This window comes from Mangrovibacterium diazotrophicum (genome assembly GCF_003610535.1).
Lineage (GTDB): Bacteria > Bacteroidota > Bacteroidia > Bacteroidales > Prolixibacteraceae > Mangrovibacterium > Mangrovibacterium diazotrophicum.
The window spans coordinates 271,014-281,120 of record NZ_RAPN01000005.1; the positions used below are offsets into that span (position 1 = coordinate 271,014).

General features: G+C 39.9%; 11 protein-coding genes. 10 read left to right on the plus strand and 1 reads right to left on the minus strand.

The window, feature by feature from the left end; genetic code table 11:
* Positions 1 to 17: 17 nt before the first annotated feature.
* The 7 genes from BC643_RS22300 to BC643_RS22330 all read left to right on the plus strand — a co-directional run bounded on the left by BC643_RS22300 (position 18) and on the right by BC643_RS22330 (position 6,959).
* Positions 18 to 1,121, plus strand: coding sequence for an NAD-dependent epimerase/dehydratase family protein (locus BC643_RS22300; RefSeq protein ID WP_120275579.1), 1,104 nt, complete (start codon positions 18 to 20; stop codon positions 1,119 to 1,121).
* Positions 1,078 to 1,620, plus strand: coding sequence for a dTDP-4-dehydrorhamnose 3,5-epimerase (gene rfbC, locus BC643_RS22305; protein WP_120275580.1), 543 nt, complete (start codon positions 1,078 to 1,080; stop codon positions 1,618 to 1,620). The genes BC643_RS22300 and rfbC overlap by 44 nt, the downstream gene beginning before the upstream one ends.
* A 12-nt stretch (positions 1,621 to 1,632) precedes the next feature.
* Entirely contained in the window at positions 1,633 to 2,967 is a 1,335-nt protein-coding gene (locus tag BC643_RS22310) for an NAD(P)H-dependent oxidoreductase (protein ID WP_120275582.1), read from the plus strand.
* A gap of 251 nt (positions 2,968 to 3,218) precedes the next feature.
* On the plus strand, positions 3,219 to 3,539 hold the full coding sequence (locus BC643_RS22315) for a hypothetical protein (protein WP_147377308.1): 321 nt from the start codon (positions 3,219 to 3,221) through the stop codon (positions 3,537 to 3,539).
* A gap of 45 nt (positions 3,540 to 3,584) precedes the next feature.
* Entirely contained in the window at positions 3,585 to 4,739 is a 1,155-nt protein-coding gene (gene gmd, locus BC643_RS22320; protein ID WP_120275585.1) for a GDP-mannose 4,6-dehydratase, read from the plus strand.
* A gap of 64 nt (positions 4,740 to 4,803) precedes the next feature.
* On the plus strand, positions 4,804 to 5,901 hold the full coding sequence (locus BC643_RS22325) for a GDP-L-fucose synthase family protein (RefSeq protein ID WP_120275586.1): 1,098 nt from the start codon (positions 4,804 to 4,806) through the stop codon (positions 5,899 to 5,901).
* A gap of 2 nt (positions 5,902 to 5,903) precedes the next feature.
* Positions 5,904 to 6,959 carry a mannose-1-phosphate guanylyltransferase gene (locus BC643_RS22330; RefSeq protein ID WP_120275587.1) on the plus strand — a complete coding sequence of 352 codons (1,056 nt, stop codon included), beginning with the start codon at positions 5,904 to 5,906 and terminating at the stop codon, positions 6,957 to 6,959.
* Between the two features lie 24 nt (positions 6,960 to 6,983).
* Here BC643_RS22330 and BC643_RS23655 read toward each other — a convergent pair whose 3' ends face one another.
* Positions 6,984 to 7,136: a hypothetical protein gene (locus BC643_RS23655; RefSeq protein WP_245995049.1), complete on the minus strand. Its 153-nt coding sequence runs from the start codon at positions 7,134 to 7,136 to the stop codon at positions 6,984 to 6,986.
* On the opposite strand from BC643_RS23655, the gene BC643_RS23785 reads away from it, so the two are divergent.
* The 3 genes from BC643_RS23785 to BC643_RS22345 all read left to right on the plus strand — a co-directional run bounded on the left by BC643_RS23785 (position 7,077) and on the right by BC643_RS22345 (position 9,892).
* Complete coding sequence (locus BC643_RS23785; RefSeq protein WP_394340532.1) at positions 7,077 to 7,376, plus strand: VanZ family protein; 300 nt, start codon at positions 7,077 to 7,079, stop codon at positions 7,374 to 7,376. The two genes, BC643_RS23655 and BC643_RS23785, sit on opposite strands and share 60 nt — an antisense overlap.
* A gap of 81 nt (positions 7,377 to 7,457) precedes the next feature.
* A complete protein-coding gene (locus BC643_RS22340; RefSeq protein ID WP_120275590.1) occupies positions 7,458 to 8,948 on the plus strand; it encodes a sugar transferase in 1,491 nt (496 codons plus the stop codon).
* An 86-nt stretch (positions 8,949 to 9,034) separates the two neighbouring features.
* A complete protein-coding gene (locus BC643_RS22345) occupies positions 9,035 to 9,892 on the plus strand; it encodes a DUF5672 family protein (protein WP_147377309.1) in 858 nt (285 codons plus the stop codon).
* The last annotated feature ends 215 nt before the right edge of the window (positions 9,893 to 10,107 follow it).

Genomic DNA, 10,107 nt, shown 5'->3' on the forward strand with positions numbered 1-10,107 from the left:
CTTTAAACAATAAAGAAATGAAAATCTTAATTATTGGAAACATGGGCTATGTTGGCCCTGGCGTTGTCAAGCAACTTCGACAAACTTATCCTCAAGGTGAGCTCGTTGGTTATGATATCGGCTATTTTGCAAATCAACTTACAAATACAGAATTTTTGCCGGAAGTAAAACTCAATCAACAACTCTTCGGTGATGTTCGCGAATTCCCTTACGAAATTTTATCCGGATTTGACTCTGTTGTCTATTTGGCTGCTATCTCTAATGACCCAATGGGTGCCAAGTATGAAGAGATTACATTAGACGTAAACTATCGCTCCTGCATAAAAATCGCAGAAAAAGCGAAAGAAGCTAAAGTAAAATCATTCGTTTTCGCATCAAGCTGCAGTATTTACGGAGCTGCAGACCAATATGCTAAAAAAGAAACTGACACAAAAAATCCATTAACGGCTTACGCCAGATCGAAGGTTTTCGCAGAACAAGATCTAGAGCCATTGGCAGACGCTAACTTTACTGTCACTTGCCTCCGATTTGCAACTGCGTGTGGAATGAGCAATCGATTGAGATTAGATTTGGTTTTAAATGATTTCGTGGCTGGAGCTGTTGTTTCCAAAGGAATTGATATCCTCAGCGACGGAACTCCATGGCGACCGCTGATTAACGTTTTGGATATGGGCCGGGCAATCGACTGGGCAATCACCCGGAAGGAATCAAACGGCGGCCAGTTCTTGGCAATAAATACTGGTAGCAACGTTTGGAACTACCAAGTTAAAGAACTCGCAGAAGCAGTTGCCAAAGTTGTTCCAGGCTGCAAGGTCACAGTCAATCAAGATGCTCCCCCTGATAAGCGTTCTTATAAAGTAAACTTCGACCTTTTTAAAGAACTTGCTCCAAATCATCAACCGATTTTCGACCTGCAATCAACAATCGAAGATTTATTTAAATCACTCACAAACATCGGATTAAAAGACCCCAAATTCAGAGACTCAAAGTACATGCGCTTGAAAATATTAGCAAGTTTACAAGAAAATGGGCACCTCAGCGAAAACTTAATGTGGAACTTTCTAAAAACATCTGAAAATGATATTCACCGAAACGAAGTTGCCGGGAGCGTATGTAATTGAGATCAAGCAACTCACTGATGACCGTGGTTTTTTTGGTAGATCATGGTGTAAACATGAAATGGAGGAGCACGGACTTAACGGCAATGTTGTCCAATCGAACACTTCTCTTAGCAAATTAAAAGGCACTTTGCGTGGAATGCACTACCAAAAGCATCCATACGAGGAAACAAAATTAATCCGTTGTACTAAAGGAGCAATCTACGATGTAATTATTGATTTGAGGAAAGACTCTCCAACTTACCTGCAGTGGTTTGGCATCGAACTTACTGAAGACAATTACAAAATGTTATACGTTCCTGAAAAGTTTGCGCACGGATTTATTACGCTCAAAGACAATACCGAAGTTACCTACCTAGTAACAGAGTTTTATACTCCCGGATCAGAAGCGGGTTTACGCTATAATGATCCTCGGTTCAACATTCAATGGCCCGGAGAAATAACGGTGATTACCGACAAAGACAAAAACCACCCGGACTTCGACGAATCTTTACTTCCTTAAAACAAAACAAAAATGATTATCGTTGATAAAGCCCTCCAAAAGAGAGCAGCAGAAAACAACCCCATCCGTGTCGGAATGATTGGATCCGGTTTTATGGGGCGTGGAATTGTTATTCAAATAACCAGGTCTGTACCGGGAATGGAGTTGGTTGCAATTTCAAACCGTACTCCGGAGAAAGCGATCAAAGCATATGCAGAGGCCGGCATAGACAAAGTTTCTCAAGTCAATCGTGTAACAGAGCTAGAAGACAATATCCAAAAAGGTAAATACAGCGTTACTGACAACCCTGAACTACTATGCCGTGCTAACGGAATTGATGCCATTATTGAAGTGACAGGAGCAATTGAATTTACAGCGAAACTAATCATGACTGCTTTTGACCATAAAAAGCATGTTATCCTTATGAACGCTGAAATTGACGGAACAATCGGGCCCATATTAAAAAAATATGCGGATAAAGCAGGAGTCGTTTTGACAAGTGCAGATGGCGATCAACCTGGGGTTGAAATGAATCTTTACCGATTTGTAAAGTCAATCGGCGTTAAGCCTGTTCTTTGCGGCAATATAAAAGGGCTTCATGATCCTTACCGAAATCCAACAACGCAAGAAGGATTTGCGAAAAAGTGGGGGCAAAACCCAAGTATGGTCACTTCGTTTGCAGATGGCACAAAAATCTCCTTTGAACAAGCCATCGTGGCAAACGGAACAGGTATGCGTGTGGGTAAAAGAGGCATGCACGGCCCGACAGTTCCATCTGGCGCTGCTCTTCAAGATGTCGTTCATAATCTCTATCCATTAGATCAACTTTTAGAAGGCCCTGGAATAGTAGACTACATAGTAGGAGCACAGCCTGGTCCTGGCGTATATGTTCTGGGAACTCATGACGACCCTCTTCAACAGCACTACCTCAATCTTTATAAGTTAGGTGAAGGTCCATTATATTTGTTCTATACACCTTACCATTTATGTCATTTCGAAGTACCGATGACAGTCGCTAGAGCGGTGTTGTTCGGAGATGCAGCTTTAACACCTATTGCAGGGCCAATGGTAGACGTTGTTGCCACTGCCAAAATACCACTTAAGGCTGGATCAACGGTCGACGGATTGGGCGAATACATGACTTATGGTCTATGTGAAAACTACGATACTTCTCGCATTGAAAACTTGTTACCAATTGGTTTGGCCCAAGGATGTATATTAAAGAACGATATTCCAAAAGACCAAGTTCTAACCTACAATGACGTAATTATCCCTGCAGGTCGTCTATGTGATAAACTGCGGCAAGAACAAGATAAAACGTTCACTGTAAGTGTAAATAGTCCAAAACAAAAACTCTCAGTGGATTAAGATAATATTGTAAAAGTGCTTCCCCCCTGCGATAGTGTAAACAATAAATTGTTTACACTATCGCAGATGTTTTCAGAAACAACTCAACTATTCCCCTCATTCCTTTCGCATTCAGAGAGAACATTCAAGGAATATACTCACTAGGTAAGCGAAATTTGAGAAACCCAACCTCTTATATAAGCATTCAAATGCGTTTAAAGCACTTTAAAAATTTTGATCTTTGGAGGAAATCGAAAAAAATGGTTACTTCTATGAATAAGATGGACATCCGTGCAAATGCGACTGAAGATTCAATTTTTGGTCAGTTGAAAGAACTAGTTCGAACGATCAATTACGACATCCAAGAAGCTTGTTCTCAAGACGATTTGCATATAACTCTATACCATTTTTCAAAAGCAAAATCATCATGCTTGATATTGGGTGAGCTGCTAATCAGTATAGATATTTTCAATTCTGACAAATTAAATTCTGATTTTGCTAGACTAAACAACGACATGATAGCAATGCTAAATAACTACATCCATCTTAATCGGGTTAACATTATTATAGACATCCGAAGAAAAAAAAAATAAATTTGTGGCTCTAAAATCAGTAAAAATCTCATAAAACTAAAGAAAATGTCAAAGGTTGCTCTAATTACCGGGATCACTGGACAAGACGGTGCTTATCTCGCGGAATTCTTATTAAAGAAAGGTTATGTTGTTCACGGTATCAAACGTCGTTCCTCGATGTTCAATACGGATCGTATCGATCACCTTTACCAGGATCCACATACCGATCACCGCAATTTAATCTTACACTATGGTGATTTAACGGACAGTATGAACCTTACCCGTATCATCCAGGAAGTAAAACCTGACGAAATCTATAATTTGGCAGCAATGAGCCACGTAAAAGTTAGTTTCGATACCCCTGAATATACTGCTAATGCTGACGGTATCGGAACACTTCGTATATTGGAAGCTGTTCGTTTGTTAGGTTTGAAGAGCCGCATCTACCAAGCATCTACATCTGAGCTTTACGGTTTGGTTCAACAAGTTCCTCAATCCGAAACAACTCCTTTCTACCCTCGTTCTCCTTATGCCGTAGCCAAATTATATGGCTATTGGATTACTGTAAACTATCGCGAGGCTTATAAAATGCACGCCAGCAATGGTATCCTGTTCAACCACGAATCACCGATCCGCGGGGAGACTTTCGTTACCAGAAAAGTTACCCGTGCAATCTCAAGAATCGCTCTTGGAATGCAAGATAAAGTTTACATGGGTAACCTGGCTTCAAAGCGTGACTGGGGACATGCCAAAGATTATATCAAAGCAATGTACCTGATCCTTCAACAAGATGAACCGGATGATTATGTAATCGCAACGGGTATTACAACTACAATCCGCGACTTCATTAAAATGGCTTGCCAGGAAGTTGGTTTGGAAGCTTCATTTAAAGGAGAAGGTGTCGATGAAGTTGGTTACATCTCAGGTGTTGACGAAAAGCTTTTCAATGCAAAAGTTGGTGTAGAGTATTTGGAAGCAATTAAAGAGCGAATCAAATCAGGAAATAACGATATTGTACACGTAGACCCAATGTATTTCCGTCCTACTGAAGTAGATTTGTTGATTGGTGATCCGACAAAAGCCATGAGCAAATTGAATTGGACTCCAGAATATGACTTGGCAGGATTGGTTGCCGATATGATGCAATCAGACGTTAAACTGATGCAAAAGGATGCTTACCTGAATAAAGGTGGGTACCAAACCATGAACTATTTTGAATAGTAGAACTGTAATTACTTATTAGCTAAAAATTACAAGAAGTCTATAAATTCAAAATAAACCGTTCATGGAAAAAAACAGCAAAATATATATTGCAGGACATCGGGGTTTGGTTGGCTCGGCTATTTTGAAAGGTCTTAAAGAAAAAGGCTATACCAATTTTGTCACCAAAACGCACAAAGAACTTGATCTATCCGATCAGCTCGCCGTTGCTAAATTCTTTGAAGAAGAGAATCCGGACTACGTATTCTTAGCTGCTGCAAAAGTTGGTGGAATCATGGCCAATAACGTCTATCGGGGTCAGTTTATTTACGAGAACCTGATGATTCAAAATAATGTCATCCACCAAGCCTACCTAAATAACGTAAAAAAACTGCTTTTTCTGGGGAGTACTTGTATCTACCCCAGGGAAGCGCCACAACCAATGCCGGAAGACAGTTTGCTGACTTCTCCGTTGGAATACACAAACGAGCCATACGCTGTAGCGAAAATCACCGGAATTAAAATGTGTGAGAGTTACAATATTCAATACGGCACCAACTTTATTTCTGTTATGCCAACGAATTTGTACGGGCCAAACGACAACTTCGATTTGGAAAAGTCACATGTGCTGCCTGCATTAATCCGGAAGATTTACCTCGGGAAGTGTCTCTCTGAAGACAATTGGGACGCGATTTTGGATGATTTGGAGCAACGCCCGGTTGAATCAATCGACAATACAGCATCCAAAGACAGTATTCTTGGCATACTTGAAAAATACGGAATCAAAAATATCGACGGTAAATACGCCGTGGAAATTTGGGGTACTGGCAATCCGATGCGTGAATTTCTTTGGAGCGAGGACATGGCAGCCGCTTGTATCTTCGTAATGGAGAATATCAATTTTGAAGACGTGGTTCCTAAAAACTCGAATGAGATTAGAAATACCCACATTAACATTGGTACCGGCAAAGAAATCAGTATACGCGGATTAGCCGAACTGATCAAAGCCAAAGTTGGTTTTGATGGCGACCTCTATTTCAATCGCACGAAACCGGATGGAACAATGCGTAAACTCACCGACCCGTCAAAACTCCACGGCTTAGGATGGAAACATTCTGTTGAAATCGAAGACGGTATTGAGAGTATGATAAAGTGGTATACTTCAAACGTAAAAGTCGGCTAAAAATGAATCTAAACAACTACCTCGTTATAATGGCGGGCGGGATTGGCAGCCGTTTTTGGCCTGTCAGTACCGCTCAAAAACCAAAGCAATTTCTGGATATGTTAGGAACAGGCAGAACACTGTTTCAACATACCGTTGATCGATTTAAAGGAATTTGCCCGCTTGAAAACATTCTTGTGGTCACTTCTGAGAATTACACCGCAATCGTAAAAGAACAATATCCGGAATTGCTTGACGGAAATATTTTGGCTGAACCTTGTATGAGAAATACAGCGCCTTGCATTGCGTATGCTTCTTACAAGATCAAAAAACTCAATCCAAATGCGAATATTGTAGTTAGCCCGGCGGATCATCTTATTGACGAATTCGATGTTTTCGAAAATACCGTTCAAAAAGGTCTGGATTTCACGGCTGCCAATAAGGCAATATTGACATTAGGTATTCTTCCCCATAAACCGGAAACCGGATATGGATATATCCAAACCTCGGATAAAAATGCGGAGATCGCAAGCGTGAAAGCTTTCAAAGAAAAGCCAGATCTTGACACTGCTAAGAAATACCTGGCCGATGGTGGATACTATTGGAATGCCGGTATCTTTTTCTGGTCAGTATCTACAATTATTGAAGCTTTTGAGAAATATAATCCAACCTTGGCTTCGACTTTCGAGAAAGGGCTGGAGTATTTTTACACGGAAAAAGAGGGAGAATACATCAACGAGGTGTTCCCCGCATGTGAAAATATCTCGATTGACTACAGTATATTAGAGAAAGCTGATAACCTTTTTGTTGAAAAGGCTACCTTCAGCTGGTCAGACCTAGGTACCTGGGGATCTTTGTGGGAAAAATCGGAAAAACCAGCAAATGGTAACTCCGCCGCAAGTTCCAAAGCCAAATTTTACGAGAGTAAAAATAATTTGGTTCACACCAGTACTATTAAAAAAGTAGTCGTGCAGGGTTTGGAAGATTACATTATTGTAGAAGCAAACGGCACGCTTCTCATTTGCAGCAAACAGGAAGAACAGCGCATCAAGCAGTTTCTAAATGACATGCAAAGCTGATAGAATCAGTCAATCAAGTATATGCTAGAAAACAATTTTATCCCGGGTATTCGGAACGCAAAGATCACGCAGGTCTTCACCATCGCATGGGGAATCATGATCCTTATATTGTGCCTCATGCCAGCGAGTGATTTGCCAAAGGTCGAAAGAATTCCGAACCTGGATAAAATTGTTCATTTCACCCTCTATTTTGTGCTCTCTGTATCAGAGTTGATAACTATTAAACTGCAGAAAACAAAAATTAACTCGGCATTTGTAATCATCGGCTTCTTTCTGGGGAGCTTCTTAATTGAAGTTCTGCAAGGAATCCTCCCGTTCAATCGTTCATTTTCTATGCTCGACTTAGTCGCAAATTTATCAGGACTTTTGGGCGGATTGTTGTTCTACCGATTCGTAATATCTGAAAAAATAGCGTAAGCTTTATCCCAAATCAAATTTCTGGGAATAAAACGTTGTACAACTAATAGCAAATCAATCGTGGTTGAAGATTGATCAAGCATGCATAAACAAGCCCCAAACAGGGCTGACGACTTTCTATTAAATCCTACACCCTTTTTATTAAAAAATTTACTTGTCATGTATAAGGAACGTGAAATTGTTCTTGCTAAACTTAGCATCGCGATTCAAGTTATTTTAACTGTGCTATGTTTTTTGGCAATTGGTTTTATAACCGACAGTGAGGAGTTTAAATATTTAAGCTCATCGCGCGAATTGAAAAACGCGATTGTTGTTATCACTCTATTATGGTACATCATCCTCGACATTTACGGGATGGGGTCGGTAGCTCGTACCATGGGAACGAGCAACATTGTGAAAGGCTATATTAAAGCTGTAACAACATCAGTGTGTTTTCTTTTCGCCGTAAACATTATCCTCCGCTATCAAGTATTCGAGTTGACAAACCTGCTTTACTTCGGTGTAGTAGACCTTGTTTTGCTCATCTTATACAACAACTCGGTATTTATGCTGATGCGTTACTTACGTCGAAAAGGGTTCAACTCAAAACAAATCCTAATTATTGCGGATAAAGAATGTATCCCAAACATCGATGAGATTATCAACACAAAAGACTGGGGGTTCCAAATATGGGGAATCATGTCAGATTGTGAGGAAATTAAACAGAAATATGTTCTCGACTACAATGTCATCTCTATGCGTTCGAATATCAAGCCTCTTATTGATTCGAACCCGATTGATGACGTCATATATTGCCGTTCTGGAGTAAACCAAAAGGAAATTAAAAACTACTTGGATGACTGTTCCGAAATTGGTGTTGGGTTCCACTATCAAACAAAAATTGGGGCCTTTATCAAAGAGAAAAACGGAAGTCCTTCAATGTCACGAATCAATACGCTTCCGTTTATTTCTTATAAAAATGCACCTGATAATTATTTGGAACTGAAGTTTAAGTCCCTGTTCGACTTTTTCTTTAGCTTGTGTGTTATCGTTCTTACCTTTCCCGTACAGTTAGCAATTGCAATCGCTATCAAAATAGACGACGGCGGACCAGTTTTCTTTAAACAAGAGCGAGTAGGCTTAAACGGTCGCAGATTCCACTGTTTCAAGTTCAGAACAATGGTAGTAAATGCCGAGGAGTTAAAGGCACAATTAGCTGGTCAAAACGAGCAGGAAGGGCCGGTATTCAAAATCAAAGCAGACCCTCGAATTACGAGAATTGGGCGTTTCCTTAGAAAAACTTCACTTGATGAAATACCGCAGTTCCTAAATGTAATTCGTGGCGATATGTCTGTCGTTGGTCCACGACCACCGCTGCCATCAGAAGTCGAGAAGTATGAAAGATGGCAAATCAGACGTCTTAGTATGAAACCAGGAATTACTTGTACATGGCAAGTATCAGGGCGAAATAATATCCCTTTCACTCAGTGGATGAAGCTAGATTTGGAATATATCGACAATTGGTCGTTTAAAAACGATATTAGCCTTATCTTTAAAACAGTTAAGGTAGTCGTAGTCGGTGATGGTAGCTAAGTCATTTAGTACCTCATCTCATAAAATCCGGTTCTTAAAACAAACGCTGTAACTCTACCGAATCCTATTAATACGAAGAATAATTTATGAAGCACTTTGTAGATAGAAAAGATGTCTGCGTCATAATACCAATGCACAAGCCAGTTCTCTCAGACTTGGAGAATATTTCATTCCAACGAATTGTTAATAAATTCTCAAGTAGAAAAATTTTCATTATATGTCCGGCAAAGGTATCTGAGGCACTCGCTAAAATGTCGTCAAAATATCCAAACATTGAAGTGAAGATTTTTGACGATAAGTACTTTGGGAAAATAATTCGACATAACAATCTATTACTAAGTTTAGAATTCTACACGGCGTTCGATAGTTACAACTTTTTGCTTATTTGCCACTTGGATGTGATGGTAATCAAAGACGAGCTTGACTATTGGATCCAGCAACCATACGACGTCGTTGGTGCCCCAATCTTGGAAGGATACCATAATGATACAACTGGTAAGATCAAACCTAAAGGATCAAATGGAGGTTATTCCCTCAGAAATATAAAATCATGCATAAAGGTATTGTCATCAAATAACCTATGCTTCAATCGGCTCTCTTCTCTATGGGAAATGGAGAAAATTTGGTATTGGAAAATCTTTAGGTTGATGCGAGACGGCATTATATACAATTACAACGTTTTTAATTTAAAACCTCGCATCAATGAAGACATGTTTTGGTCAGTTATAGCACCTGACAAATTTGCATGGTTCAAAGCTTGCCCTCCACAAAAGGCATTGCGTTTCGCTTTCGACGCTAATCCAAGAGCACTATTTAAATTAAGCGATGGGCAACCTCCGATGGCCATCCATGCCTGGTGGAGATACGATAAAGAATTCGTATTACATCTAGTTGATAAGGTTGAAACCGGAGAACTACAGCCTAATGAAAAAATAGCAATCTAATCTACTCTCTTCAATCATATATTGAAGTAAGACCTTTTAATAACAAATCCCTTTTTGATAAAATCAAAAAGGGATTTGTTATATATACATGTCACAAATTGATGCTTTCACTTATTATGAGGCATAAAAAAACCCTGTGCTCTGTCGAACACAGGGTTTGTTAAAGATGGCGACGACCTACTCTCCCACATAAATGCAGTACCATCGGCGCTGGC

Bases quoted from the DNA above. Each gene is read 5' to 3' on its own strand.
- BC643_RS22300 (WP_120275579.1), top strand. From the start codon at position 18: ATGAAAATCTTAATTATTGGAAACATGGGCTATGTTGGCCCTGGCGTT.
- rfbC (WP_120275580.1), top strand. From the start codon at position 1,078: ATGATATTCACCGAAACGAAGTTGCCGGGAGCGTATGTAATTGAGATC.
- BC643_RS22310 (WP_120275582.1), top strand. From the start codon at position 1,633: ATGATTATCGTTGATAAAGCCCTCCAAAAGAGAGCAGCAGAAAACAAC.
- BC643_RS22315 (WP_147377308.1), top strand. From the start codon at position 3,219: ATGAATAAGATGGACATCCGTGCAAATGCGACTGAAGATTCAATTTTT.
- gmd (WP_120275585.1), top strand. From the start codon at position 3,585: ATGTCAAAGGTTGCTCTAATTACCGGGATCACTGGACAAGACGGTGCT.
- BC643_RS22325 (WP_120275586.1), top strand. From the start codon at position 4,804: ATGGAAAAAAACAGCAAAATATATATTGCAGGACATCGGGGTTTGGTT.
- BC643_RS22330 (WP_120275587.1), top strand. From the start codon at position 5,904: ATGAATCTAAACAACTACCTCGTTATAATGGCGGGCGGGATTGGCAGC.
- BC643_RS23785 (WP_394340532.1), top strand. From the start codon at position 7,077: ATGCCAGCGAGTGATTTGCCAAAGGTCGAAAGAATTCCGAACCTGGAT.
- BC643_RS23655 (WP_245995049.1), bottom strand. From the start codon at position 7,136: ATGAACAATTTTATCCAGGTTCGGAATTCTTTCGACCTTTGGCAAATC.
- BC643_RS22340 (WP_120275590.1), top strand. From the start codon at position 7,458: ATGCATAAACAAGCCCCAAACAGGGCTGACGACTTTCTATTAAATCCT.
- BC643_RS22345 (WP_147377309.1), top strand. From the start codon at position 9,035: ATGAAGCACTTTGTAGATAGAAAAGATGTCTGCGTCATAATACCAATG.